At 50.7% G+C, this 25,948-nt stretch carries 22 protein-coding genes and 2 rRNA genes; 23 read left to right on the top strand and 1 reads right to left on the bottom strand.

All coding sequences use genetic code 11. The annotated features are described in order from the left end of the window. The first annotated feature begins 2 nt into the window (after positions 1-2). From queC to NYR52_RS13535, 6 genes are all read left to right on the top strand, one after another. Complete coding sequence (gene queC, locus NYR52_RS13560; RefSeq protein WP_132221043.1) at positions 3-692, top strand: 7-cyano-7-deazaguanine synthase QueC; 690 nt, start codon at positions 3-5, stop codon at positions 690-692. A gap of 5 nt (positions 693-697) precedes the next feature. After that, complete coding sequence (locus NYR52_RS13555; RefSeq protein WP_259435829.1) at positions 698-1,084, top strand: 6-pyruvoyl trahydropterin synthase family protein; 387 nt, start codon at positions 698-700, stop codon at positions 1,082-1,084. A gap of 12 nt (positions 1,085-1,096) precedes the next feature. Further along, positions 1,097-1,585 carry a preQ(1) synthase gene (gene queF / locus NYR52_RS13550; RefSeq protein WP_259435828.1) on the top strand — a complete coding sequence of 163 codons (489 nt, stop codon included), beginning with the start codon at positions 1,097-1,099 and terminating at the stop codon, positions 1,583-1,585. A 306-nt stretch (positions 1,586-1,891) separates the two neighbouring features. Beyond that, positions 1,892-3,319 (top strand): RtcB family protein, encoded by a 1,428-nt coding sequence (locus NYR52_RS13545; protein ID WP_132221039.1) that lies wholly within the window; start codon positions 1,892-1,894, stop codon positions 3,317-3,319. 74 nt (positions 3,320-3,393) lie between these two features. Continuing rightward, the gene (locus tag NYR52_RS13540; RefSeq protein WP_035952093.1) at positions 3,394-3,810 is read left to right on the top strand and encodes a BrxA/BrxB family bacilliredoxin; all 417 of its coding nucleotides are present in this window, start codon (positions 3,394-3,396) and stop codon (positions 3,808-3,810) included. 95 nt (positions 3,811-3,905) lie between these two features. Next, complete coding sequence (locus NYR52_RS13535) at positions 3,906-4,943, top strand: UCP032817 domain-containing protein (RefSeq protein WP_259435827.1); 1,038 nt, start codon at positions 3,906-3,908, stop codon at positions 4,941-4,943. Positions 4,944-4,987: 44 nt separating this feature from the next. Here NYR52_RS13535 and NYR52_RS13530 read toward each other — a convergent pair whose 3' ends face one another. Further along, positions 4,988-5,704: an alpha/beta hydrolase gene (locus NYR52_RS13530; RefSeq protein ID WP_259435826.1), complete on the bottom strand. Its 717-nt coding sequence runs from the start codon at positions 5,702-5,704 to the stop codon at positions 4,988-4,990. Between the two features lie 322 nt (positions 5,705-6,026). Here NYR52_RS13530 and NYR52_RS13525 point away from each other — a divergent pair, with 322 nt between their 5' ends. The 17 genes from NYR52_RS13525 to NYR52_RS13445 all read left to right on the top strand — a co-directional run bounded on the left by NYR52_RS13525 (position 6,027) and on the right by NYR52_RS13445 (position 25,874). After that, the gene (locus NYR52_RS13525) at positions 6,027-7,433 is read left to right on the top strand and encodes an amino acid permease (RefSeq protein ID WP_132221033.1); all 1,407 of its coding nucleotides are present in this window, start codon (positions 6,027-6,029) and stop codon (positions 7,431-7,433) included. A gap of 177 nt (positions 7,434-7,610) precedes the next feature. Next, positions 7,611-9,560 carry an AMP-binding protein gene (locus NYR52_RS13520; protein WP_259435825.1) on the top strand — a complete coding sequence of 650 codons (1,950 nt, stop codon included), beginning with the start codon at positions 7,611-7,613 and terminating at the stop codon, positions 9,558-9,560. Between the two features lie 278 nt (positions 9,561-9,838). Then, the gene (locus tag NYR52_RS13515; protein WP_102993239.1) at positions 9,839-10,549 is read left to right on the top strand and encodes a sigma-70 family RNA polymerase sigma factor; all 711 of its coding nucleotides are present in this window, start codon (positions 9,839-9,841) and stop codon (positions 10,547-10,549) included. Positions 10,550-10,574: 25 nt separating this feature from the next. Beyond that, positions 10,575-11,609 (top strand): anti-sigma-I factor RsgI family protein, encoded by a 1,035-nt coding sequence (locus NYR52_RS13510; RefSeq protein WP_132221029.1) that lies wholly within the window; start codon positions 10,575-10,577, stop codon positions 11,607-11,609. A 105-nt stretch (positions 11,610-11,714) separates the two neighbouring features. Beyond that, positions 11,715-11,981, top strand: coding sequence for an AbrB/MazE/SpoVT family DNA-binding domain-containing protein (locus NYR52_RS13505; protein ID WP_022736964.1), 267 nt, complete (start codon positions 11,715-11,717; stop codon positions 11,979-11,981). 242 nt (positions 11,982-12,223) lie between these two features. Beyond that, the gene (locus NYR52_RS13500; protein WP_259435824.1) at positions 12,224-12,997 is read left to right on the top strand and encodes an enoyl-CoA hydratase-related protein; all 774 of its coding nucleotides are present in this window, start codon (positions 12,224-12,226) and stop codon (positions 12,995-12,997) included. Positions 12,998-13,012: 15 nt separating this feature from the next. After that, on the top strand, positions 13,013-13,807 hold the full coding sequence (locus NYR52_RS13495; RefSeq protein ID WP_132221025.1) for an enoyl-CoA hydratase-related protein: 795 nt from the start codon (positions 13,013-13,015) through the stop codon (positions 13,805-13,807). 312 nt (positions 13,808-14,119) lie between these two features. Further along, entirely contained in the window at positions 14,120-15,292 is a 1,173-nt protein-coding gene (locus NYR52_RS13490) for a Leu/Phe/Val dehydrogenase (RefSeq protein ID WP_259435823.1), read from the top strand. Continuing rightward, positions 15,289-16,368, top strand: coding sequence for a pyruvate dehydrogenase (acetyl-transferring) E1 component subunit alpha (gene pdhA / locus NYR52_RS13485; protein WP_246026888.1), 1,080 nt, complete (start codon positions 15,289-15,291; stop codon positions 16,366-16,368). The genes NYR52_RS13490 and pdhA overlap by 4 nt, the downstream gene beginning before the upstream one ends. Then, on the top strand, positions 16,365-17,345 hold the full coding sequence (locus NYR52_RS13480; protein ID WP_259435822.1) for an alpha-ketoacid dehydrogenase subunit beta: 981 nt from the start codon (positions 16,365-16,367) through the stop codon (positions 17,343-17,345). The genes pdhA and NYR52_RS13480 overlap by 4 nt, the downstream gene beginning before the upstream one ends. Positions 17,346-17,360: 15 nt before the next feature. Next, on the top strand, positions 17,361-18,605 hold the full coding sequence (locus NYR52_RS13475; RefSeq protein ID WP_259435821.1) for a dihydrolipoamide acetyltransferase family protein: 1,245 nt from the start codon (positions 17,361-17,363) through the stop codon (positions 18,603-18,605). A gap of 223 nt (positions 18,606-18,828) precedes the next feature. Further along, positions 18,829-20,199, top strand: a complete 1,371-nt coding sequence (locus tag NYR52_RS13470) for a cytochrome ubiquinol oxidase subunit I (RefSeq protein WP_259435820.1) — start codon at positions 18,829-18,831, stop codon at positions 20,197-20,199. Continuing rightward, positions 20,183-21,223, top strand: coding sequence for a cytochrome d ubiquinol oxidase subunit II (locus NYR52_RS13465; protein WP_259435819.1), 1,041 nt, complete (start codon positions 20,183-20,185; stop codon positions 21,221-21,223). The genes NYR52_RS13470 and NYR52_RS13465 overlap by 17 nt, the downstream gene beginning before the upstream one ends. A gap of 840 nt (positions 21,224-22,063) precedes the next feature. After that, positions 22,064-25,101 (top strand): 23S ribosomal RNA (locus tag NYR52_RS13460). A gap of 81 nt (positions 25,102-25,182) precedes the next feature. Continuing rightward, a 5S ribosomal RNA gene (gene rrf / locus NYR52_RS13455) occupies positions 25,183-25,297 on the top strand. Positions 25,298-25,432: 135 nt separating this feature from the next. Next, positions 25,433-25,579: a hypothetical protein gene (locus NYR52_RS13450; RefSeq protein ID WP_259435818.1), complete on the top strand. Its 147-nt coding sequence runs from the start codon at positions 25,433-25,435 to the stop codon at positions 25,577-25,579. A 127-nt stretch (positions 25,580-25,706) separates the two neighbouring features. After that, a complete protein-coding gene (locus NYR52_RS13445) occupies positions 25,707-25,874 on the top strand; it encodes a hypothetical protein (protein ID WP_259435817.1) in 168 nt (55 codons plus the stop codon). Positions 25,875-25,948: the final 74 nt, after the last annotated feature.

The raw sequence follows: 25,948 nt of genomic DNA, 5'->3' as shown, positions 1-25,948 counted from the left end.
GAATGAGCAAAAAAGCGGTCATCGTGTTGAGCGGGGGGTTAGACAGCACCACTTGCATGGGGATAGCCTTGGCAGAAGGGTATGAGTTGTACCCCATCACATTTCATTACAACCAACGCCATGACAAAGAAGTGGAGCATGCCCGCAAAGTTGCGGCACACTATGGGGTGGCTGAACGCCACAAAGTGGTGGATGTTTCCTTCCTCGGCCAAATCGGTGGCAGCAGCCTGACCGACACGGCGATGGAAGTGCCCACGGAGGGAGTGGGTGAGGGGATTCCGTCTACCTATGTGCCTGCCCGCAATTTAATCTTCTTGTCGTTGGCGACGGCTTATGCGGAAGTGATCGGTGCGCAAGTGCTGTACACCGGCGTCACGGCCGTGGATTATAGCGGCTATCCCGATTGTCGTCCGGAATTTATCAAATCGATGGAAGAAACCATTAACCTGGCCACCAAGCTGGGCGTCACCTCGGATGAGAAATTGCGAATCGCGACGCCGCTCATTTCGCTGACCAAAGGTGAAATCATCGCACGAGGCCTGGAGCTGGGCGTCCCATATGAATTGACCACCTCCTGCTACCAAGGGGAAGAGGAGGCTTGCGGGGAGTGTGACAGCTGTCTCTTGCGATTGAAGGGCTTCAAGGAGAACGGCGTACAAGATCCTATCCCATATAAAACGAAGATCGGGTGAGAATCATGCCTGGGAAATATACGTTGGTCAAGCACTTTTGGATTTCTTGTGCCCATCGCGTGCCTGGTGCGGGCAAGTGCGATCGGTTGCACGGGCACAATTACAAAATCACTTTTTGCGTAGAGGGGACGCAATTGGATGAACAGCAGATGTTGATCGACTTTCGTCAAGTAAAACATGCCATCGAGAAGAAATACGATCATCATCTGTTAAATGAATTTCCTGAGTTCGACCCCGCGCAAGGTGGACATGCCCCGACCACGGAGAAAGTGGCGGAAGTGTTCTTTTTAACGATTGAGGAATTATGCGAGCAAAAATCCAACCGCCCCATTGTGAAATGGGTGGAAGTAGAAGAAACCAATGAAGCGTTTGCCCGTTATGAAAGGGTGTAAGGAGGCAACTAGATGAGTGAGAAGCGACAGGAGCTCCAGCTCCATGCTCTCGGAGCTAAATCTGATTATGTGTTCCAATACAATCCGGATGTGTTGGAAACCTTCGACAACAAGCATCCGGGCACGGATTATTTCGTGAAATTCAACTGCCCGGAATTCACCAGCTTGTGCCCTATTACCAACCAGCCGGATTTCGCCACGATTTATATTAGTTACGTGCCGGACCAGAAGCTGGTTGAAAGCAAATCGCTTAAGCTGTATCTGTTCAGTTATCGCAACCATGGAGACTTTCATGAAAATTGTATTGTGACGATCATGAAAGACTTGATTGAGAAAATGGACCCCAAATATATTGAGGTGTGGGGGAAATTCCTGCCGCGCGGCGGGATCAGCATTGACCCGTATGCCAATTACGGCAAACCGGGTACGCGGTGGGAGCGGATTGCCGAACAGCGATTGGCGCAACATGATCTCTATCCGGAACGCGTGGATAACCGATGAGGATGTCACCCTCGGAGCGAACTAGCTCCGGGGGTTTTTTGTGTGATTAAATGTTTCAAAAGTGGATGCACGTGGAAAATCAGAGGGGAACATGTGGACGTTCTTCATGGGTAACCGTAGTTTTTGAAAAAATTTTTTTGACTCGCCGGCCATTTTACTTTTAAAAAAATCATCGGAAAATATCGTTCTTTACAAAAGATCGCGCATAATTATTCAAATCGCCGGTTGCCCCTTACGCGATAAGCCGGGCTCAGGGGTTTCTCCCCCGTCTGGTCGCAGTGGCAACGGGTGCAAAGGGGAAAAGGTATGATTAAACATCATGGAAACAATCATCGTGAACTGTCATTGGCGCACGGCACATTACATGTGTTTGCCAATGATGAAGTATTCGCATCCTTGGAACAACGCGTTTACGACATGGCTGATAACAATTTGCGCATTCCGCGCAATGTCTATATGAGCTATACTCCCGATGCTCACGTGGGGGTGGGTACGTGTATCGGAACAACGGCGGTCTGGAACATGAAGGATGGATTTGTCTCTCCGTCCATCGTCGGTTCTGATATCGGCTGCGGCATGAGGGTGCATCTGACACCGCTTACCAAGGACGACATCCAGTCGAAGTCGTTGCGGCGTGAAATGATTGAATCAATTGAGAAATATGTACCCGTCAACGAACGTCAATCTTCGTCCTATAGCAATATAGAGGTGGAAAAGGTGGTAACTGAGGGGATTGAAGGCCTGCCGGTCTCCTACATCCCCGACGAAAAGCCGTCGAAAAAAAGCAGATCCCTCACTCATGTGGAACATGCCAAGTTTAAATTTGTCAAAGATTACTTGTCCGCCGTCCCAGATAAGATGTGGGCACGCGCTTGGCAAACGATCGGGACATTAGGTGGCGGCAACCATTTTATCGAAATTCAAACCTTGGAAATCAATGAAGCGAAGCGTGATATCGCCGCCAAGTGGGGGATGTTTGACGGGCAAGTGGTGGTAATGATCCATTCCGGCTCTCGTGCCTGGGGTGGGATGATGGGGAATCAGTACACCCGCGACTTTCGCAACGCGATGGATTTATGGGGAATTGAGAATCCTGATCCTACCTTGGTATACGCACCGATCCAGAGCGCTGAGGGACAACGCTACATCAACCTGATGTATTCGGCTTTGAATTATGCAGTCGTCAACCGTCACATGATCGCGTTTGGTGTGCGCCAAGGTTTGAAAGATGTGTTTGGCTCCGCCTTTGAGATGCCGGTTCTGTATGATTTGATGCACAATTATGCCCTGCAAGAGTTTCACCGCAACAGAACGATGCTGGTACACCGCAAGGGGACGACCCGCGCTTTGCCGGCCGGTCATTTCCTCAACGCCAAACCTTACAAAGAGACGGGTCATCCTGCACTCATCCCCGGGTCGATGGGAACGGCTTCTTACATTATGGTCGGGGAAAAGGCGGGAGAAAAGAATTTCTATTCGATTTGCCATGGAGCGGGCCGTGTCCGCTCGCGCAAAGCGACCAAACAGGTGGTTACGATCGACCAATTTGCCCAGTCGATGAGAGTAGGTACGGAAGAAGAGATTATGGTGAATCAACGCACGTTGCGCGACATCTTGGATGAATGCCCGCAGGCGTACAAAGATGTGGATCAAATCATCGATTCTGTCGTTGGCGCAGGTCTAGCTTCGGTTGTGGCCAAATGTCATCCCATGGCCGTGATCAAAGGGATTTAAGTTCCAGCTGGGATGGGATACAATAAGGGCAAAGGAGGGAAGAGCAAGTGACTGAAAACTTCTACTTGCAACAAATGCAGACAATGGTTCAACATATGCGCGATGAGTTGACTTCGATCGGTGTGAAGGAGTTGCGTACCCCTGAAGAAGTGGATGAGGCGCTGAAAGGGGAAGGTGCCAAAGGGACCACCTTGCTCGTGATCAACTCGGTGTGCGGCTGTGCGGCTGGTCTGGCTCGTCCTGCCGTCGCGTTGTCGTTGAAGCATGATAAAGTTCCCGATCATTGGTATACGGTGTTTGCCGGCCAAGACCGCGAAGCGACGGAGCGGGCCCGTTCCTATTTGGTAGGTCAACCGCCGTCATCTCCGTCGTTTGCGTTGTTGAAAGACGGCCAACTGGTACATATGGTTCACCGTCATGAGATTGAGAATGTGCCGCTTGAAGAGATTGCGGCCAATCTGACCAACGCTTACGACAAATATTGTGATTGATGTGAGGACTCCCCTGTTTCTCCGGGGGAGTGCTCTCTTTTTTGAAAGCCCCAGGACGAGGGAGCCTTGACAGTGAAAGCGAAAGGGTGGTTCATGTGGAGGGAGTAGCGTTTATATTACTGGCCTTTTTCATTGCGATTATCATTTTGGTCAATGCGCTGTACCGCTCAGCTAAAAAGCCCCGCCCCAGCCAGTCGTATATTTTGCCCGACTTGGGGATGCAAGAACACAGTGAAGAGTTTGCGCAGGAATTGAAAGCACTCATCGATCACCTGGACAACGCGTTAGATGAAACCTATGTGGCGCGTGTAAAGGAACGCGTTTTCCGCGAGCATAAAGTGGGTTTGACCGAATGGGAAAACCGCTGGTTTGAGTGGAAACGGTACTTGGTGATGACCGCGCTGTTGAAGAGTGTTCCCATGTACAGCCGGGAAGTGGATGAAGTGTGGCATGAGATGCTGATGTTTACCCGCGAATACGAAGATTTCTCACGCCGTTTCTTAAGAACCACTTTGCATCACTCCCCAAATGATGGCGATCAAGCGCCTGACCCCTACGAGCGGGCATGGTTTGATGTGATCTATGTCTGCCTGTTCAAACCGACCAAATACAGTTCGCAAACATGGGGCGCCTTTTTGCGTCACCCGCTTCGCCGTGAGCTGATCTGGGCGTTAAAGGAAGATGATGTGGAAGAGATTGCGAGCCGCTATTTCAATACTCGTACTCAAGAACAGGTACCGCATGTGGCTAAGCTGGTTTCATCCTTGATCGTGTATCTGAAAGGGCAATTGGCCAAAATTGATGAGGTGGTCGCCAAAGAGGGACACACGGTGACGAAATTCAAGCGTTACCGTAAGAGCTTGGTACCGCAATCGAATGAAGCGTTGCTCATGTTGACAAGCGTCTTGTTTTTATCCGCTTATCATGATGAAGACTTTGCAACGCAACTGGCGCGGCTCCAATCACCGTCCGCGAAAGCCCATCATTCGAGCTCCGGCTCGGATGAGTTTGGATGTGCCAGTATCGACAACGGGGGAGATTCTGGGGGTTCGGGTGATTCTGATTCCGGGAACTCCAGTTGTTCGAGTTCCAGCTGCTCCAGTTCCAGCTCTGGTTGCGGCAGCTCGTCTTAATCAAAAAGCCATGACAAGTGAGTAAACTTGTCATGGCTTTTTTGTTATTGCCCAAAAAACAGGCGCAAGGCACGGGGCAGTTCACGCTGCCAGAACCCCCATGTATGGTCTCCCTCTTCCTCGTAATAGGCCACTTTTGCATTTTTTTCAAGCAAATGGCGTTTCATTTCGCGATTGCGTGCGACCAAGTCAAGGGTGCCCATATGTGTGGGAACCGCAATCTCCGACAAGCCGATCGATTGATAAATCTGAAGGTGTGAGAGGCTGGGTTGCCGCATCACTTCATCAATGGTTTGTTGCAGGAATGCTCCTGACTGGGATAAAACGCGGGAACAAACATCAGGATATTGAAGCGCCAAATGCAATGAGACGGTGCCACCAAGAGAGGAGCCGCCTATCACCAGGTCATCCCGTTTCGGACTGATGGGGTAACGGCTCCGCACCAAGGGAAGCAATTCTTCAACCACCATGCTCATATGCGGCACTTGCCGCTCTCCGATCGGCGAATATTCGCTGGTGCGGCGCTCTTTGTTCACCGGAATCGCCATCATGGCGAAGGGTGTAAGTTCTCCGGCTTCGATCAATGGCGTCGCTTGGGTGACGATGCGGCCCAAGTTGAAATAATCGGGCCCGTCATGAAGCACCAGCAGTGGCAAGTCGGTCAATGTTTCGTGGCCGGGAGGCAGATAAATGAGGATTTCTTTGGTTTCATTCAGCCAGCGGCTCGTTACCAATTCTTTCTTAATGGTGCGTTTTGCCATGTTGTCTCCGCCCTTTTCTGCATTGATTGTATACAGGTTCGTATTCAATGAATCGTGTCAAAATAGCTTTGATCGCTATATGTATTCAATACTATACCCTATTTTTGAAGTGATTTCCTGTTGATTATTTATTTGGTTGTCGTGTATATTTATACTACAAAGCGATAAAGTTTTAATATAATATATTCTCTACGAAAGGGTATAATAACGACGAGATAAAGGAATTGTTGGAGTTGGATAAAAATGAACCTTTTCTTTTTTTGAAAAAAATTATAATATCGACATATGATAGATTGCGTTGCAGTGACGAGGAGGAGGATTAATGCACGAAACTAATCAGCAGCAAGAATTGAAAAGGACAATGAAAAGCCGCCACTTGTTTATGATTGCCCTTGGGGGTGTGATTGGAACCGGGTTCTTTTTGAGCACGGGATATACCGTGGGGCAAGCCGGTCCATTTGGTGCGGTATTATCTTACCTCATCGGCGGTTTGAGCATGTACCTGATTATGCTATGTTTGGGGGAATTGGCTGTCGCCTATCCTGTTGCAGGATCATTCCAAGACTATACGACGAGATTTATTAATCCAGCGACGGGTTTTACGATCGGCTGGCTGTATTGGCTCGGCTGGGCGGTAACTGTGGCGCTCGAGTTGATCTCGATCGGAATGTTGATGGATCGTTGGTTTCCTGATGTTTCCCTGTGGGTATGGTGTTTGGTGTTTGGAATTATTCTGTTCGTTGTAAACGCTTTCTCTGCAAAGGGCTTCGCGGAGACGGAATTTTGGTTTTCCAGCATTAAAGTGTTAACGATTATTGTCTTTATTATCCTGGGTGGAGCGGCAATGTTCGGCTTTATCACGTTGAAAGGCGGAGAAGCTGCTCCGATGCTGAATAACTTTACGAAAGACGGCTTGTTTCCCAATGGATTTGGTGCGGTCTTGATGACCATGTTGGCAGTAAACTTCTCATTCCAAGGAACCGAATTGATCGGGATCGCCTCGGGAGAAAGTGAGAATCCTGATAAGACCATCCCACGGGCAATCAATCAAACCGTCTGGCGTACGATTCTTTTCTTCGGTCTGGCGATTTTTGTGTTGGCTGGCTTGATTCCCTGGAAAGAAGCTGGTGTGATGGAAAGCCCGTTTGTCGTAGCATTTGAGAAGCTGGGCATTCCTTACGCTGCAGACGTAATGAACTTCGTCATCTTGATGGCGCTGTTGTCTGTTGCTAACTCCGGATTGTACGCGACGACCCGGATGTTGTACTCCTTGTCACACAATGGCATGGCAAGCCCAATATTCGGCAAAGTGACCAAAAAGGGTGTGCCGCTAAATGCGTTGATCCTCAGCATGGGCTTTGCCTGTCTATCCCTGTTGTCCTATCGTTTCGCAGAAGACACCATTTATATGAGCTTGCTTTCCATCGCCGGAGTGACGGCGGTGCTGGCTTGGATGTCGATTGCCGCATCCCAATTCTTCTTCCGCATCAAATATGTGAAAGAAGGTGGGAAAGTGGAAGATCTGAAATTTAAGACTCCGCTGTTCCCGATTGTGCCGATCTTGGCCTTTGTGATCAACTTGGTGGTTTTGGTGAGCCAGTGGTTTGATCCTGCCACCCGCAGTGCGATCACCTTCGGTGTGCCGGCGATCATCATCTGCTACATTGTGTATTTCTTGTTCTTCAGAAAAAAATTCGCCGCATTACAAGCACAGCGGGTAACTGAATAAATTGATTAGGCAAATCGCCTTCCCAATGCGTAGCACTCCCTGGTATGCAGACAGGGGGTGTTTTTTTGTGTGTGTGATTAAAGACTAAAATCATTCAATATTGTGATTTTTCAATTGGAAAGTTAAAATGAATGTACAACGAGCCCTGATATTTCATGTGGGAAATGGAGTGGTACCATGTATAAACCGGTTTGGTTTCCCAAGCGGGAGATGATCGAGCAGACAAGGCTATATCGTCTGATGCATAAGTTGGGGTATGAAGATTATGATGCATTTTACCAAGAGTCAATTAAGGATATTGGTTGGTTTTGGGATGAAGTAGCCAAAGACATGTCGCTTGCTTGGACGGTACCTTATACAAAAGCAGTCGATTTGGAGAGAGGCATCGCTTGGCCGCGCTGGTTTGTCGGGGGGAGGTTAAATATTTCTGTCAACGCGCTGGATCGGTTTGCGGAAGATCCAGCCAGACGCCACCAGCTTGCCCTGATCTGGGAAGGCGACGACGGCGCGACGGAAAAACTGACGTACCGCGAATTGTTGCGCGAGGTGAACCGTTGCGCTCGCGGGTTACGTGAATTGGGCGTCCGACGGGGTGACCGGGTCGCGTTGTATCTGCCCATGATCGTGGAGAATGTGGTGGCGATGCTGGCGATTGCCCGGCTGGGCGCGATTTTCACCCCGTGTTTTTCCGGTTACGGCGCGGAAGCGGTGGCGACTCGAATGCAAGGCTGTGAAGCGAAGTGGCTCATTACGGCGGACGGTTACAAGCGCCGCGGAAAGACAGTGGCGATGAAAGAAGAAGCTGACCGGGCTGCGCAATTGTCTCCATCGCTTGAAAAGGTGATTGTGGTGCGGAGGCTGGGGAGAGAATGTCCTTGGCATGATTCGCGGGATGTAAGTTGGGATGAGTTGATGAAAGATATGGAACCGCTTCCACCCGTTGATACCGATGCCAGTGAGCCATTGATGATCATCTATACTTCTGGCACCACGGGCAAGCCGAAAGGAACGGTTCACACCCACAGCGGTTTCCCGCTCAAGGCCGCATTTGATGCGGGGTACGCTTTTGATGTGGGGCCTGGAGATGTACTGTTCTGGGTGACGGATATGGGTTGGATGATGGGGCCGTGGATGGTGTTTGGATCTTTACTGATGGGTAGCACCATGCTGTTGTACGAAGGCACTCCTGACTATCCCCAGCCAAATCGGTTGTGGCAATTGGTCGCGCGGCATGGGGTGACGCACTTGGGCATCTCCCCAACCTTGATCCGTTCTTTGATGAAAGAAGGGGAATCGTGGCTGGAAGGAAACGACTTAAGCTCGCTCCGGGTGTTCGGCTCCACGGGCGAACCATGGAATCCAGAGCCGTGGATGTGGCTGTTTGAGCAAGTGGGACGAAAGCAGATCCCCATTTTCAACTACTCAGGCGGAACAGAGGTGTCAGGTGGCATCTTGGGTAATCACTTTTTCAAACCGATTGCACCGTGCGGTTTTGCCGGCCCTTTGCCGGGAATGGATGCCGATGTGTGGGATGAACAGGGAAACCCGGTGCGCGGCGAAGTGGGCGAACTGGTGTTGCGTCAGCCTTGGGTCGGCATGACCAACGGCTTTTGGCAGGATGACGACCGGTATGAAGAGGCGTATTGGCGGCGTTGGCCCCAAACATGGGTGCATGGGGATTGGGTGGCCATTGATGAAGAAGGGCAGTGGTTTATCACGGGGCGTTCGGACGACACTCTCAACATCGCCGGCAAACGAATGGGACCAGCAGAAATGGAGTCGGTACTGGTGGACCATCCAGATGTCTTAGAAGCGGCCACCATCGGTGTTCCAGATTCGGTCAAAGGCGAATGCGCGGTGTGTTTTGTTGTGTTAAAAGTGGAGCCGGATGCGGGAGAGGACATAGAACGGGAGTTGATTCACTTTGTTGGCGAGAAGATGGGGAAAGCGTTGAAGCCGAAACGCGTTCTTGTCGTTGACGAGTTGCCGAAGACACGAAACGGCAAAATTTTGCGCCGCGTCATCCGAAGCGCCTATCTGGGGCGGGAGACCGGGGATTTATCGTCTTTAGAGAATCGTGCAGCTGTTGAAATCATACGAAAAATGGGAGATAATCATACAAACTGAAGAACGGTCTATAGGGGTAAAATATTTAAACACAGAGGTTCCTGTTCGATTCATTTTTAAATAATTTTAAAAATCGTTGGTTTCCTGTTAAAGGGAACCAATTTCTTTTATCCTGACCGAATATAAAAGGGTTGATTATTTTATGTTTTTAAAAAATCTTTCTTTTAATTAGTCAAATATGTGGGCAAACATGGTAAAATGATCTTGCTTCCGCGAAGAGAGACACAAAAAAAGGGAAACGATGCGAATAAATAGATAGGGAGAGGTGTCGGTATTGCATGTTCCGGGGAACTACAGATTTAGAAGCACGTGTGTTACAGGTGCAAACTGCTCACTCTCCTGAACAGAGAGACGATTTGTTGCGTGAATTGGAACCTCACGTTCGTCGAATCGCTTCCCGGGTTTGCCGGAGAGTGATAACGCAGCAAGATGATGAGTATATGATTGCTTATCGGGCGCTGGATGAAGCGTTGGAGAAATTCAAACCTGATTTTAATGCTTCATTTTTATCCTTCGCTTACAAAGTGATCCAGCGCCGCTTAGTCGATTATTTCCGTCAAGAGGGCAAGCATCATCGAGTGTTGCCGATGGGCGGGACTGGCACACGGGCTGATGAAAACCAAAATCAAGAACTTGTATCCGTATCCTTTGAAAGGCATAACAATGAAGAGTTGGATCGCATGCGCAGGATGGAAATTGAAATTTTCATCAAAGCTCTAGCCAAATTTGACATCAGCTTGAATGATTTGGCCAAGAAAAAGCCCAAGCATCGTGACACGCGTGAAAATCTCTTCCAGATAGCCAGACAGCTTGTAGCGGATCAAAGCTTGCTACATAAATTTTATACACAGAAAAGACCTGACAAAGAATTGGCTAAAGCTTTAGGTATGCATCGCCGAACGCTAAGCAGGCACCGCGATTATTTGATCGCGTTGACGATTGTTCGAGTGGAGGATCTTGGTTTGTTGCGAAGTTATATTGGATTGTGACGGGGAGAAAGGGGGGGCGGACCTTATGCACAAAGGAATTATAATGGAAGTGCAATCACGGCATTGGATTGTGCTCACCCCAGAAGGCGATTTTATCAAAGTACCAAGAACCAATCCTTCCTTATTGGTTGGGGAGGAAATCACTTTCCAAGCGACGAAGCGCAATCGCCGGAGGCTTGTCCCGGCATTTGTCTCCGTTGCAGCCGCCGCCGTACTGGGGATGTTTTTCGTTTTGCCGCAGCTGGCTCCAGATCAGGTTGATGCTCAAACATACATTTATGTTGATGTGAATCCGAGTGTGGAAATAGGCATAGATGAAGAGCGCAATATAGTGGAACTCCATCCGCTGAACAAGACAGCCAAACAATTATTGGATGGGGAAGAATGGAAAAAAGAGAGCCTCAACCAATTCGTTATCGATTTCTTAGGAAAAGCCAAGCAACACGGCTATGTACAACAAAAAGACCAAGTGGTGTTGTCCGGTTATAAAGAAGAGAAAAATAGTGAAGAAACGCTGGATCATCTCAAAACGATCCTGGACAACAAGAGCAAGCAGGAAAATTTGCAATTGGAAGTACGATCATTAGTCGTTCCCAAAAAAGTGAAAAGCAAAGCAAGCCAATTCGGCTTATCTCCTGTGAAGTACGCTGCTTGGCTGATAGCTAAAAAAGAAGGCAAACAATTGGAAGCTGAAGAGATGGAAGAAACGCCATTGACAGAGCTGGCGTTGGAAGTGCCGCCGGTTTCTGAGATGTTAAGTAAACCAGAAGTGTTGCCGGAGATTGTGGACATCATCGAGAAAGAACAGCCGAAGGCAACCGAGACGAAACAGGAACCGCGCACGACAGATGAGCCGAAGCCACCGGCCACAACGCCAAACAAGCAGGATGAACCAACACAAGAACCGCAACCTGAGCCGAATAACGAGCAGCCTGAGCAAGATCATTCGGGTACGGGTGACACAGGCGGGACAAATCAACCGCCAACGGATCACAATACTAATACGGACACATCACAAAGCACCGACACAAACACTGGATCGACGCAAAAGACGCCATAGCACATTACACCGTCCGATACCAGCCTAGTCCACGGCAAGGCTCGCATTTTCAGTTGCAAGCTGACACCTCCCACCAGCTTCAACAGAAAAGAGAGGGGCCAACCTATGAAGGGAATCGGGATCGTTCGGAAAGTAGACCACCTAGGACGCATCGTTTTACCCAAAGAACTTAGGGATATGATGAATATCAATCCCCATGACGGGGTGGAAATATATGTTGACAATAATAGTATTGTCTTAAAAAAATATAACCCCACATGCGTCTTATGCGGAAACGCCGATAAACTCTTTTATTTCCGAGAAAAAATCATTTGCGAAGAATGCGTTGAAGAAACCGCCAAATATGTGTTGGCATCCGGAGAGCAAAGATAAATGGCAAGGCATCCCTTTCAAAGGGGTGCTTTTTTCATGGTGCCCAGAAGCACAAGACTTTTGTACTGTGATGCTGGACAGCTGTTGTGTAACAAACTGACAAACAATCGCTTGTTTGGTAAAATAAAATCGTATCATCAGAAAAGAGAGTTTTTTTAAAAAAGTTTATTTGTAATCGCTTCCAACATATCAAAGCTGGATAAACACCAGATTGGATGTATGGAAGATGGAGGAGGGACAAAATGAGCGAAGCGCGCATAATGGTTGAAACCAAAGACCATGTTGCATTGCTCCGTTTGCACCGGCCGCATGTGCTAAACGCCTTGAACCAAGCATTGGTGAAACGGCTGGCTGATCTGTTGGAAGAGTTGGATCGGGAAGACGGGGTGCGCGCGATTGTCTTGACTGGTGGAGATAAAGCGTTTGCTGCTGGCGCTGATATTCAGGAGTTGGCCGGCATGGATGCGGTCGACTTTGTCAACCGGCCTTATTTTGCCGATTGGGAGCGCATTCGTCGGGTTGCTAAGCCGCTCATCGCCGCAGTCAAGGGATATGCCTTGGGTGGCGGGAATGAACTCGCCATGTGCTGTGACATGATTATCGCAGGAGAGTCGGCCAAATTTGGCCAACCGGAAATCAACATCGGCGTGATGCCGGGGGCGGGCGGTACTCAGCGGTTAACCAAGGCGATTGGCAAAGCGAAGGCCATGGAGCTGATTCTCACCGGCCGGATGTTGACGGCAGACGAGGCGCTAGCTTGGGGCTTGGTCAACCGCGTTGTGCCGGATGCGCAGGTAGAGGAAGAAGCATTGGCTTTGGCCGGGGAGATTGCTCGGAAGCCTCCTATCGCCGTCCGTTTGGCCAAGCAGGCGGTCAACCGAGCGCAAGAGTTGACCGTAGAGCAAGGATTGCAGTTTGAGCAACACGCGTTTTACTTGCTGTTTTCTTCGGAAGACCAGCAGGAAGGAATGAAAGCATTCATGGAGAAGCGCAAGCCCCAATTTAAGGGGAAATGAGGGAGGAACCAGATCATGAGTGAAGCGACGGTGTTACTGAATAAACAAGACGGCGTAGGGGTAATCACCCTCAACCGGCCGAAGGTGTACAATGCGATCAACCAGCAATTGAGCCGGGAGCTGGTGGATGTGCTACAACAAGTGGCCCAAGATGATGACATCCGGGCTGTTCTGATCACTGGGGCCGGCAAAGCGTTTTGTTCGGGACAAGATCTTGGAGACCGGTCCGCCATGCAGAAAAAGGGAGACCATTTCGCCTTGGGGGACAGTGTGCGTGAGCGGTACAACCCTTTGATTGAAACACTGTCGGGACTGGACAAGCCGGTGATTGCGGCAGTGAATGGTGTAGCGGCAGGAGCCGGTTGTAGTTTGGCTTTGGCTTGCGATATTCGTTTTATCACGCCATCAACCCGGTTTGTTGAAGCGTTTGTGCGCATCGGCTTGGCGGTTGACAGTGGTTCAAGCTATTTTCTGCCACGTTTAGTAGGCTTGGGCAAGGCGTTGGAACTGGCGATGAGTGGCCGGGATGTGGAAGCAGAAGAAGCGCTCTCCATCGGCCTGGCAGAGCGGATGGTCGAAGAGGGCAAATTGTTTGATGAGGCGTTCGCGTTTGCTCGGCAATTGGCTGAAGGTCCCACAGTGGCTATTGGTTTGACGAAGCGGGCGATCATCCGCGGGATGGAGTCTAGCCTCAGTGAGGCGCTGGAGTTTGAGGCCGAGGTGCAAGAGTTGGCTGGGCGCACACACGATTTCCTGGAGGGTGTTCAGGCATTTGCGGAAAAAAGAAAACCACAATTCAAGGGAAAATAAACCCTTTGCCAGCACAGTGTCATATGATGGATCAACAAGAAACTTTTGAAGGGGCGTGTTGATTACCCATATTCAACATACGGACGGAGGCGGGTTTTGTGTTTGCATTTCTAAGTCTTTGTCTGGGAGTTGTATCACTTGCTGGGCGGAGACAGCGGGCAACCAGGGTAGAAGAATCAAGACCCGCTTTCTCCCAGCAGCAATATCACTTGAATAACGTGCTCCCGGTGATTTTCGCATGGGAAACCGGCTTCTGTTTCACTGGCTAATCAACATGCATGACTTTGAATAATAAAGTGGAGATGGTTGATCATGGGGAGTCTGAAAATGGATCACCTTGAGCTAAAAGAGAAACGGGCGGAAATCGCCCAGATGCGTGATGTTTTCGCTCTGATGGAGGAACACGGTCATGAGCAGGTGGTATTTTGCCGGCATGCGCGTACGGGATTGAAAGCAATTGTTGCCATTCACAACACGACATTGGGGCCGGCCATTGGCGGATGTCGAATGATTCCTTATGAAACAACAGATGAGGCGCTGGAGGATGTCCTGCGTCTTTCTAAAGGGATGACTTATAAATGCGGATTGGCAGATGTGGACTTTGGCGGGGGGAAAATGGTGATTATCGGTGATCCCGCAGAAGATAAGTCTCCGGAGATGTTCCGAGCGGTCGGCCGGTTTGTCGGGGGGTTAAACGGCCGGTTTTTCACGGGTACGGATATGGGTACCGAACCAGAAGATTTTATTCATGCTGCCAGAGAATCAGCATCTTTTGTCGGCCTGCCTCAGTCCCATGGGGGGAGCGGAGATACTTCGATACCGACTGCGTTGGGCGTGTTGCAGGGCATGCGAGCCATTGCAGTGCATCTGTGGGGAACGCCGTCGCTGGCAGGGAAGAAAGTGGCTGTGCAGGGAATCGGCAAAGTTGGGAGCAAGTTGGTGGAGATGTTGTTGGAGGAAGGCGCGTTGGTGGTTATTGCCGATTTATGCGAAGAGCGTTGTGCGGAGTGGAAACAGCGGGCGCCAGAACAGGTTGAGATTAGTCAGGTTGATGTTATCCATCAGGTGGACTGTGATATTTTCGCGCCTTGCGCCCGGGGCGGGATCATCAACGATCGCACCCTTGACGAATTGCAGTGCAGAGCTGTAGTTGGCTCCGCCAACAACCAACTGGAGGAGGATCGACATGGCGATCTTCTGCATGTGAGGGGTATTTTGTACGCCCCTGATTATTTGGTGAACGCAGGAGGCCTGATCCAAGTGGCTGATGAGTTGGAAGGCTACCAGGCGGAGCGCGTCTTGGCCAAAACCAAAGCAATTTACGACATGGTGCTTGAAATATGCGAACGTTCCAAAAAAGAGAATATTCCAACATGTCGTGCCGCTGATCGCATCGTCGTGGAGCGGATGGAAAACATTGCGGATTTGCGCAGAATGATTCTCGGTTATGACCGCAATCAAAACAGAAAGGTGGGACGCGGGTGATCGGTCAATTGAATAAAGAGATGGTGCAGTATGTGACACCGGAAGGGGATTTGACCGAGCAGGGCCGCTCCTGCTGGCGGGCGCTTCCTGATGAAAGCAAGCTTCAGTTTTACCGTTGGATGACAATGGTGCGGCTGTTTGACCGCCGCGCCGTTCTGTTGCAACGCCAAGGTCGGATCGGAACGTACGCCCCATTGGAAGGACAAGAGGCGGCCCAAGTGGGCAGCGCCTTGGCCCTTTCCCGAGCCGATTGGATATTCCCCAGTTATCGTGAGCATGGGGTGGCGATGGTTGCCGGCATGCCCTTGTCCCAAATCTTCCTGTACTGGATGGGGCGGGTAGAGGGATGTGAAGCGCCGGAAGGTGTCCGATTGATGCCGCCGTATGTTCCGATTGCGACCCAGATTCCACAGGCGGTTGGTGCAGCTTGGGCTGCCAAGCTCAAAGGCGAAGAAAGTGTGGCTGTGGCTTACTTTGGCGATGGGGCGACCTCTGAAGGGGATTTTCATGAGGGATGCAATTTTGCCGGTGTGTTTCAAGTGCCAGTCATCTTGTTTTGTCAAAACAATGGGTATGCCATCAGCGTTCCTTTCTCCAGGCAATCAGCGACCGAAACCGTAGCAGAAAAAACGGCAGCCTATGCATTTGAAGGCGTCCGTGTGGATGGCAATGATGTTTTGGCCGTATATGACGCGATGCGGCAAGCCGTGGCGAAAGCGAAAACGGGGGGTGGGCCGACGCTCATCGAAGCGGTCACATACCGCAAAGGTTCCCATACCACGGCAGATGATGCCAAACGATATCGACCTGAAGCTGAAGTGAAAGAATGGGTTGAGCAAAAAGATCCGCTCCAGCGTTATGTACGGTTGCTCAAAGCGGAAGGGTTGTTGTCCGATGCGGACGAGTTGGCCTGGGAGGCAGAATGTAAAGAGCGCATCGACTTGGGCATTCGTGAGGCGGAATCGGCTACCCCGCCCCCAGCAACCCATTTGTTTGAGCATGTTTACGCCCAGATGGGTCCCAACGAACGACGGCAACGGCAACAATGTGAGCAAGGCGGTGGGCAAGTGGGATGAAGCAATTAACATTGGTGCAGGCGATCAACGATGCATTGCGGGTGGCCTTGGAGAATGATCCACGGGTGATTGTGCTTGGCGAAGATGTGGGTCGCAACGGCGGAGTGTTCCGAGCAACAGAAGGGCTATGGGAAACTTTTGGCGATGATCGTGTCATTGATACGCCATTGGCTGAAGCGGGTATTGTCGGCACATCGATCGGCATGGCCATCAACGGTCTAAAACCAGTGGCTGAAATCCAGTTTCTGAGTTTTATCTATCCAGGGGTTGAACAAATCATCACACATGCCGCTCGGCTTCGTACCCGCACGCAAGGAACCCATCCGGCTTCGTTGGTGATTCGCGCTCCGTATGGCGGTGGGATTCGCGCTCCGGAATTGCATTGCGATTCTACAGAGAGCCTCTTTGTTCATATTCCGGGATTGAAAGTGGTGACTCCTGCCACTCCGAGAGATGCCAAAGGGTTATTGCTGGCGGCGATCAACGATCCAGATCCGGTCATTTATTTGGAACCGATGAGGCTGTATCGGTCGGTGCGGGAAGAAGTGCCCGAGGGGTGGTTTGAAGTGCCGCTGGGCAAAGCACGCAAAGTGCGCGAAGGTGATGAGCTCACCGTGATCGCCTGGGGTGCGATGGTGCCAGTCGCTTCCGAAGCGGCTCAACAGTGGGAAAGACAAGGTGTCTCCTGTGACGTGATTGATCTGCGTTCCTTGTATCCGCTGGATGAAGAAACCATCATTGAATCCGTCAAAAAGACGGGCCGGGTAGTGATCGTGCACGAGGCACCGAAAACGGCGGGTCTGGGAGCGGAATTGACCGCTTTAATCAATGAACAGGCCTTTCTCTATCTGGAAGCTCCTGTTGCGCGGGTGACAGGCTATGATGTTCCGGTGCCGATGTATGCGTTGGAAGATGCATTCCGCCCTGATGTGAAACGTGTTTCCCAAGCGATTGAACAAGTGTTGGCGTTTGAATAGAAGGAGGGAGCTTGGATGTCGTTAGCCTTTCGCTTGCCGGACATCGGTGAAGGTGTGGCTGAAGCCGAGGTGGTCCGCTGGCTGGTCAAACAAGGAGACGAAGTGGAAGAAAACCAACCTGTCATAGAAGTTCAGACTGACAAAGCTGTGGTAGAATTGCCGGCACCCGCAAGCGGCAAAATGGCGGAATTGAAATGGAAAGAAGGCGATGTCGTCCCTGTCGGTGAGGTGCTGTATGTGATCGGGACGGAAGCGGGGCGAGAACAGGAACCGAAGGAAGTTCCGCACCAACCGAATGATTCCCACTCCAACGCATCGCCACCCGTACCGCAAAAGAAAAAGCGCGTGTTGGCTGCTCCTTCGACACGCCGGCTTGCCCGTGAGCTGGGTGTTGATCTGACTGAAGTTAAAGGGACGGGAGCCCATGGGAGGATTACTGCCGCGGATGTGCGCAACCATGCTGCTATGCACGGCGAACAATCAAGCGTGCAGGTGGCGCAGGCGGAGAGTTCGTTGATGGTGCCACCAACTATTATGCCGACCCCAACGGAAACCGGCGAGTGGAGCGAAACCGGCTTGTCCCCGGTGCGAAAGGTGATCGCGGAGCGCTTGCTGTTTTCTGTGACTCGCAAGCCGCATGCGACGCACTTCGCCGAATTGGCGGTGGATGGATTGGTAGAGTGGCGCCAGCGCCGCATGGCAGAGAGAGAAGAGGGTTCACCTCGCCTTTCCTATCTAGCAATCATCAGCAAGTTGGTCGCGCACACCCTAAAGCGCCATCCTCAATTTAACGCCCACTTTATAGAAGAGACGCAAATGGTTCGGCAGTACCATACCGTTCATTTGGGGATTGCGGCCGATACGCCCAAAGGGTTGTTGGTTCCCGTATTGCGGCAGGTCGAACGGAAAACGATGGAGCAATTGGCGCGGGAGCTTGATGAATTGACTCAAGCGGCGCGGGCAGGGAAGCTGTTACCGGAGCAGATGAAAGGGAGCACTTTCACGATCAGCAATGCAGGGGCGCTTGGAGGGACTTGGGCCACTCCTATTATTAATCCTCCGGAAGTGGCGATTTTGGCGCTTCATCCGATTGAACAAAAACCGGTTGTGAAAGAGGGGCAATTGACTGTAGGCTGGCGGATGAACATTTCATTGAGCTTTGACCATCGAGTGATTGATGGGGCTGATGCCATCCGGTTCACCCAGACACTTGAAACGTTTACGAAAGACCCCGGACGGTTGTTGCAAGAGCTGATATGACAATCGAATTGGTTATCGTGAGGACATCGCCTTAGCTGCCAAGGCGGTGTTTTTTGCATGCATAATGAGTTGTCGATTCGCGCATTCGAGGCAATGCGGTCGTCCCAAGGCGCGCCAGTCAACTTTATCAGAAAGGACATGGACTGCCATCCGCTTTTGTATAAAAATGAGCGGACTGCCAAGAATAAGGTTACATTATTTGGCAGAAAGGGCGGTTGTGTCAATGGATACAGTTACGCTGGCGCGCGCTTTTTTTGGGACATCCCTGGCATTTCACATCATTTTCGCCACACTGGGGATCGGGATTTCGGCAATGGTGTTTCTCAGCGAATTTCTTTATTGGTGGAAAAAAGATATTCATTACAGTGTCATGGCCAAACGCTGGACCAAATCGGTCGCCATTTTGTTGGGCGTGGCTATTCCCAGCGGAACCATCGTAGCCGTGCAGCTCAGCTTGTTATGGCCCGGATTTATGAAAATTGTGGGTCAGGTTATCTCAGTGCCGTTTCAGGTGGAGATTTTCGCCTTTTTCCTGGAGGCATTGGCTTTATCTATCTATGTGTATGCAGCTGATCGTTTGCCCCCGGCGTTTCGAGTGGTCTCCGTGTTCCTGGTTGCATTGGGAGCCACCGCTTCGGCTGTGTTAATCACGTCAGCCAATACATGGATGAACACACCCGCCGGTTTTACCATGCGAGCGGACGGTACGATTACGGACGTCAATCCGTGGAAAGCATTTTTTAACCCCAGCTTTTTCGGTAGCGCTTATCATGTCGTGGTTAGTGCCCTGATGACCGGGGCCTTTGTCGTGGTGTCGGTCGCTGCGTATCGTTTGTTAAAAAACAGGAAAGAAGAGGAGCGGAGCGTTCACCACAAGGCGTTGCTCTTGTCACTTGTCGTCGCCTTCATTTTCTCTTTTCTTACGGCTATGTCTGGACATGGTTCAGCACAAAATTTGCACCGTTATAGCCCGGAAAAGTTGGCCGCAGCCGAGGGGTTGTTTGAAACCCAACGCTATGCGCCGTTGGCTGTGGGTGGGTATGTCGATTATCAAAAAAAAGAAATCCGTTATGGAGTAGAGATTCCTTACATGCTGAGCGTGTTGGCGGGCGACCGTTTTGATACGGAAGTGAAGGGATTAAATGATTTTCCGCGTGAGACATGGCCGCCAGCTTATACGCACACCCTGTTCAATGTGATGGTGGGATTAGGCATGTTGTTGCTGGTGTTGGCCGCACTGGGATTGTTTGTTTATTGGCGTGGGAAACGCGGCGGACAGAATTGGCCGGAGTGGTTACTACGATGTTTGGTCGCGGCGGGTCCGTTGTCCATGATCGCCATTGAATTCGGTTGGATTTTTAGTTGCAGTGGCCGACAGCCATGGACCATTTATGGCATTCAAACTACAGCCGAAGCAGCTACCAAAGCGGAAAATTTGGGCGTGTTGTTTGTTCTTTTCACCTTGGTCTATCTTTTCTTGGCCACAATCGTAGCTGTAGTAATGACCCGCTATTTCCGTCGCCATCCCTTGGTACAAGATTTACATCGGCTTAACCGAGAGTTAGGAGTGAATGCCCATGGTTCAACCCATTGAACCCTCTGTCGCCATTCTTGCTGTTTGGGTTGTACTTTATATCTACAGCATGGCGGGCTCCATTGATTTTGGCGCCAGTTTTTGGGCGATGGTCTACGGAAACCAACAAACGCAAGCAGGCAAAATCGCCAATCGATTCTTATCGCCGACATGGGAAGTGACCAACACTATCTTGGTTTTATTGGTGGTCATGGGTGTTGGCTTTTTTCCCCGCGCGGCCTATATGCTAGGCAACGTTTTGATTGTTCCGGTCAGCGTCATTTTGCTATTGATCACCATTCGCAGTTCCTTTATGGTCTTCGCTTATTATGTAGAAGGATATCAGCGGTTGCTCCAAGCGGTGTCCGGGATTACCGCGCTGTTCATCCCCGCCTTGTTGATCAGTGCGCTGCCTGTCACGCAAGGCGGTTTTGTCCATAGAGCAGATGGGCGGGAGCTGCTTTTGTTTGACAAACTGCTAACCAGCCCGTCGGTTTATCTGTATATCCTGTTTGGTTTGACTTCAGAATTGTTCTTGGCGGCGCTCTTTTTGGCAGACTACTCGAGGGAATCGGGGGATGAGGAAGCATACGCCGCATACCGCAAACATGCGATTGTGTTCGGGCCGATCACGTTGTTGGTGGCTGTCTTCACGCTGTACACATTGGAACCGGAAGCGTTTTGGTTGTTGAAGCGCCTGCAAGAATTTAAGGTTTGGTATGTGTGGTCGATTCTTGCATTTTTAATCGGGTACTTGGCGCTATGGTGGAAGACGCCAGAGGGAAAAGTGGGCCGGCCGAGAGTGGCGGTCATCGCCATTGCCATCCAATATGCTATCGCCACTTTTGCTTATGGAGCGGCACATTTGCCATATATCATTTATCCGTATTTGACTGTTAACGAGGCGTTCACACAAATCAACACTTTTTATTCGTTGCTAAAAGTGTTTACAATGGGGTTGGCTATTTTGTTGCCCGGATTTATCATTTTTTGGAGGCTGTTTATGAAAGACAAGCGCTATTTGCAGGGAGAGAGACGCCCCTGACTTGGAGTGGATGGCCGGTTTGTCTGATAGTGTTTTTGCTGTGACCCATTTTAAGTTTTCTCCATTAAACTAGCCGTATGGCGGAGTCAAATTCCTGCTTCCTTTTATAGAGTAAGGTAGAGCATATAAAAGGAGGCCAAAGGGGAATGATCAGAACATCTGAATTGACACACTCCCAAGTGAGTCAAATTCTTTTGCGTCCAAACCGGAGAGAGGAGTTTAACATTCGTTTGCGCCGTGGCGAAATCGCTATTGTAAGATGTGGCCGGTTGAGGTTCCGTCCAAGAATCGTTGGATTGCAGCGTGGGGAGATGGTGAGAATCCGATGTGGAAACAGCTCCGCAAATATCACCTGTGGACGTGGAAGCGGGTCCACCCGAACAATTTGGTTGAACCGGGGAGAATCCGTTATTTTGGTATGTAGAAGAAGGAGAAGAGGCGGAGGAGGAAGAGGTAGACTTCTCGAAAGTGGTGGAGCCAATAGTGTGGTGAATAACTTATAAGCGCGGTTCAGACTGGTGGATGGGCCACAGCCTTTTCTGTTTCAAAGGTTGTGGCTTTTATCATGCGCAGAGTATACTTGGTGACGGAGTGAGATTGCGAAAGTCCCATTGCTTTGTACCGAGAAAAAATTTATAAAAAAGGGTTGCATTTATTTTTGAACCGTGGTACATTATTACTTGTCGCCGCGACGCGGTGATAACAAAGAGAGACGCACCTTGAAAATTAGATATGGAATAAAGCAACGAGGTTAAGAAGGAGATCCTTCTTAGATCGTCGATGTTGCAAATCACCGAGGAGATACCGAGCGGCATAGCGATATGCCGGATAAACCTGGTAGGTTAAGCTACTAAGGGCACACGGTGGATGCCTTGGCGCTAGGAGCCGATGAAGGACGGGACGAACTCCGATAAGCTTCGGGGAGCTGTAAGTAAGCTTTGATCCGGAGATTTCCGAATGGGGCAACCCACCAGCTTGAAGAGCTGGTACCGCCACCTGAATCCATAGGGTGGTCGGGGGCAGACCAGGGGAACTGAAACATCTAAGTACCCTGAGGAAGAGAAAGCAAACGCGATTCCCTGAGTAGCGGCGAGCGAAACGGGAACAGCCCAAACCGATGGCCTTGTGCCATCGGGGTTGTAGGACGTCTCACACGGAGTCACAAAGGGAGCGAATAGGTGAACTGGTCCTGGAAAGGCCGGCAATATAAGGTAACAGCCCTGTAACCGAAATTCGTTTCCCTCCGAGACGGATCCTGAGTACCGCGGGACACGTGAAACCCCGTGGGAAGCTGGGAGGACCACCTCCCAAGGCTAAATACTCCCTAGCGACCGATAGTGAACCAGTACCGTGAGGGAAAGGTGAAAAGCACCCCGGGAGGGGAGTGAAAGAGAACCTGAAACCGTGTGCTTACAACCAGTCGGAGTCCCCTTGAGGGATGACGGCGTGCCTTTTGTAGAATGAACCGGCGAGTAACGGTTGCGTGCAAGGTTAAGGTGAAAAGCTGGAGCCGTAGCGAAAGCGAGTCTGAATAGGGCGCTTCAGTACGTAGTCGTTGACCCGAAACCGGGTGATCTACCCATGTCCAGGATGAAGTTCCGGTAACACGGAATGGAGGTCCGAACCTGTTGGTGTTGAAAAACCATAGGATGAGGTGTGGGTAGGGGTGAAATGCCAATCGAACCCGGAGATAGCTGGTTCTCCCCGAAATAGCTTTAGGGCTAGCCTCGGATCAAGAGTCATGGAGGTAGAGCACTGATTGGGCTAGGGGCCCCCACAGGGTTACCGAACTCAGTTAAACTCCGAATGCCATCGACTCATGTCCGGGAGTCAGACTGCGAGTGCTAAGATCCGTAGTCAAGAGGGAAACAGCCCAGACCACCAGCTAAGGTCCCCAAGTAATCGTTAAGTGGCAAAGGATGTGGAGTTGCCCAGACAACCAGGATGTTGGCTTAGAAGCAGCCACCATTCAAAGAGTGCGTAATAGCTCACTGGTCAAGTGACTCTGCGCCGAAAATGTAACGGGGCTAAACGATTCACCGAAGCTGTGGATGCCGCCACATTCACTCTGTCTTTCATGATCGTCGGCGAAGGACATTTGCCGAAAACATCTTTTCGGCTAAATGCCATAGCGAAACGATGTGTGGAAGCTGGAGTGAATGCGGTGGCATGGTAGGGGAGCGTTCCAAGCAGCAGCGAAGCTGCTTCGTGAGAAGTGGTGGAGCGCTTGGAAGTGAGAATGCCGGTATGAGTAGCGAAAAGAGGGGTGAGAATCCCCTCCACCGTAAGCCTAAGGTTTCCTGAGGAAGGTTCGTCCGCTCAGGGTTAGTCGGGACCTAAGCTGAGGCCGAAAGGCGTAGGCGATGGACAACAGGTTGATATTCCTGTACCACCTATTTTCGTTTGTACGATGGGGGGACGCAGGAGGGTAGGGAATCGCGCGACTGGAAGTGCGCGTCCAAGCAGTGAGGCCGAAAGGATAGGCAAATCCGTCCTTTCTACAGGCTGGGCTGTGATGGCGAGGGAAATTATCAGTACCGAAGTTCCTGATCTCACACTGCCAAGAAAAGCCTCTAGGAGAAAATAGGTGCCCGTACCGCAAACCGACACAGGTAGGCGAGGAGAGAATCCTAAGGTGCTCGGGAAAACTCTCGTTAAGGAACTCGGCAAAATGACCCCGTAACTTCGGGAGAAGGGGTGCCCCGGTAGGGTGAAAGCCCGAGGGGGCCGCAGTGAAGAGGTCCAGGCGACTGTTTAGCAAAAACACAGGTCTCTGCTAAGCCGCAAGGCGATGTATAGGGGCTGACGCCTGCCCGGTGCTGGAAGGTTAAGGGGAAGGGTTAGCGCAAGCGAAGCTCTGAACCGAAGCCCCAGTAAACGGCGGCCGTAACTATAACGGTCCTAAGGTAGCGAAATTCCTTGTCGGGTAAGTTCCGACCCGCACGAAAGGCGTAACGATCTGGACGCTGTCTCAACGAGAGACCCGGTGAAATTGTACTGCCAGTGAAGATGCTGGCTACCCGCGACAAGACGGAAAGACCCCGTGGAGCTTTACTGTAGCCTGATATTGAATCTAGGTACGACTTGTACAGGATAGGTGGGAGTCTGAGAAGCCGGAGCGCCAGCTTCGGTGGAGACGCCGGTGGGATACCACTCTGGTCGTATCGGGGTTCTAACTCGCCGCCGTCACCCGGCGGGAGGACCGTGTCAGGTGGGCAGTTTGACTGGGGCGGTCGCCTCCTAAAAAGTAACGGAGGCGCTCTAAGGTTCCCTCAGCGCGGTCGGAAATCGCGCTCCAGAGTGCAAAGGCAGAAGGGAGCTTGACTGCGAGACCTACAAGTCGAGCAGGGACGAAAGTCGGACTTAGTGATCCGGTGGTTCCGAGTGGAAGGGCCATCGCTCAACGGATAAAAGCTACCCCGGGGATAACAGGCTTATCTCCCCCAAGAGTCCACATCGACGGGGAGGTTTGGCACCTCGATGTCGGCTCATCGCATCCTGGGGCTGTAGTAGGTCCCAAGGGTTGGGCTGTTCGCCCATTAAAGCGGTACGCGAGCTGGGTTCAGAACGTCGTGAGACAGTTCGGTCCCTATCTGTCGTGGGCGTAGGAAATTTGAGAGGAGCTGTCCTTAGTACGAGAGGACCGGGATGGACGCACCTCTGGTGTACCAGTTGTTCCGCCAGGAGCACCGCTGGGTAGCCAAGTGCGGACGGGATAAGCGCTGAAAGCATCTAAGCGCGAAGCCCCCCTCAAGATGAGATTTCCCATTCCCCTGTGGAAGTAAGACCCCTTGTAGATGACGAGGTTGATCGGTCCGAGGTGTAAGCGCAGCAATGCGTTTAGCTGACGGATACGAATCGGTCGAGGGCTTATCCTACTTCATCTCTTCATCTTGCAACTCGCTTTATTCCAATCTAATTTTCAGGGTGTGGTTCACATCTTGAACAACAACATAACGTCTGGTGATGATGGCGGAGGGGATCCACCCGTTCCCATACCGAACACGGAAGTTAAGCCCTCCAGCGCCGATGGTACTTGGGCTTAAGCCCTGGGAGAGTAGGTCGTTGCCAGGCCATACAAAAAAGCCTTAAGCAATCAAGCTTAAGGCTTTTTTGTATGCACAAATGGAGTTACAAGGGAATCGTGTGCAGTTTATTTTTGCGGTGAAACGGGACACCAAATTGAAGCCGATGATGGAGGCGTGAAAAATGGTGAATGAAGAAAAAGCTGCGCATATTCTGATCTCCGTATCTGACATTGCCGAAAATCTTTCTATTTCTACACTTAATGACGTGAAAGAAGGAGGCGTGCAGGTTCCTGAAAAGAGAAACAAAAGCGTCACCTTGTCTCCGTAACGGCTTCGTTTGTTTGAAGAGCACTTTGAAGTGGTGCATAAGGATATCAAAGAATATATCATGGAAATTTTGTTCGATTTGTTTATCCTCCGAAACAATAAAGAGATGGGAGAAGAAGTTTGCTTGATTGATTACCGAGACCAAAGATGTCAAGTGGCAGGGGGACATTCTGCGAAAATTGGTTCACTTATATGGTGAAGAGAACACTGCGGCAGACAAGGCGATTGAAACATCGGAGCAGCAAGGTAGAGTGGACTCCCTGCTTTATCACATCAAAGGGTTGTACATAAGATAAGCTAAATGCACTGAAAACGAAGTACACAAAGCAGCCCAAGCTTCTTTCGGGGAAGAGTTGGAGGAAGTAAAAGC

The sequence above is a fragment of the Laceyella sacchari genome (genome assembly GCF_024927925.1).
GTDB lineage: Bacteria > Bacillota > Bacilli > Thermoactinomycetales > Thermoactinomycetaceae > Laceyella > Laceyella sacchari.
This window is presented reverse-complemented; position numbering and strand designations above follow the sequence as displayed.

What these genes read in the sequence shown, in the direction of transcription:
- NYR52_RS13490 (WP_259435823.1), top strand. Translation starts at nt 14,120, where the DNA reads ATGGGGAGTCTGAAAATGGATCACCTTGAGCTAAAAGAGAAACGGGCG.
- NYR52_RS13530 (WP_259435826.1), bottom strand. Translation starts at nt 5,704, where the DNA reads ATGGCAAAACGCACCATTAAGAAAGAATTGGTAACGAGCCGCTGGCTG.
- NYR52_RS13510 (WP_132221029.1), top strand. Translation starts at nt 10,575, where the DNA reads ATGCACAAAGGAATTATAATGGAAGTGCAATCACGGCATTGGATTGTG.
- NYR52_RS13525 (WP_132221033.1), top strand. Translation starts at nt 6,027, where the DNA reads ATGCACGAAACTAATCAGCAGCAAGAATTGAAAAGGACAATGAAAAGC.
- NYR52_RS13495 (WP_132221025.1), top strand. Translation starts at nt 13,013, where the DNA reads ATGAGTGAAGCGACGGTGTTACTGAATAAACAAGACGGCGTAGGGGTA.
- NYR52_RS13470 (WP_259435820.1), top strand. Translation starts at nt 18,829, where the DNA reads ATGGATACAGTTACGCTGGCGCGCGCTTTTTTTGGGACATCCCTGGCA.
- NYR52_RS13475 (WP_259435821.1), top strand. Translation starts at nt 17,361, where the DNA reads ATGTCGTTAGCCTTTCGCTTGCCGGACATCGGTGAAGGTGTGGCTGAA.
- queF (WP_259435828.1), top strand. Translation starts at nt 1,097, where the DNA reads ATGAGTGAGAAGCGACAGGAGCTCCAGCTCCATGCTCTCGGAGCTAAA.
- NYR52_RS13520 (WP_259435825.1), top strand. Translation starts at nt 7,611, where the DNA reads ATGTATAAACCGGTTTGGTTTCCCAAGCGGGAGATGATCGAGCAGACA.
- NYR52_RS13480 (WP_259435822.1), top strand. Translation starts at nt 16,365, where the DNA reads ATGAAGCAATTAACATTGGTGCAGGCGATCAACGATGCATTGCGGGTG.
- NYR52_RS13450 (WP_259435818.1), top strand. Translation starts at nt 25,433, where the DNA reads ATGGTGAATGAAGAAAAAGCTGCGCATATTCTGATCTCCGTATCTGAC.
- NYR52_RS13465 (WP_259435819.1), top strand. Translation starts at nt 20,183, where the DNA reads ATGGTTCAACCCATTGAACCCTCTGTCGCCATTCTTGCTGTTTGGGTT.
- NYR52_RS13515 (WP_102993239.1), top strand. Translation starts at nt 9,839, where the DNA reads ATGTTCCGGGGAACTACAGATTTAGAAGCACGTGTGTTACAGGTGCAA.
- NYR52_RS13540 (WP_035952093.1), top strand. Translation starts at nt 3,394, where the DNA reads ATGCAGACAATGGTTCAACATATGCGCGATGAGTTGACTTCGATCGGT.
- NYR52_RS13545 (WP_132221039.1), top strand. Translation starts at nt 1,892, where the DNA reads ATGATTAAACATCATGGAAACAATCATCGTGAACTGTCATTGGCGCAC.
- NYR52_RS13500 (WP_259435824.1), top strand. Translation starts at nt 12,224, where the DNA reads ATGAGCGAAGCGCGCATAATGGTTGAAACCAAAGACCATGTTGCATTG.
- NYR52_RS13555 (WP_259435829.1), top strand. Translation starts at nt 698, where the DNA reads ATGCCTGGGAAATATACGTTGGTCAAGCACTTTTGGATTTCTTGTGCC.
- NYR52_RS13505 (WP_022736964.1), top strand. Translation starts at nt 11,715, where the DNA reads ATGAAGGGAATCGGGATCGTTCGGAAAGTAGACCACCTAGGACGCATC.
- queC (WP_132221043.1), top strand. Translation starts at nt 3, where the DNA reads ATGAGCAAAAAAGCGGTCATCGTGTTGAGCGGGGGGTTAGACAGCACC.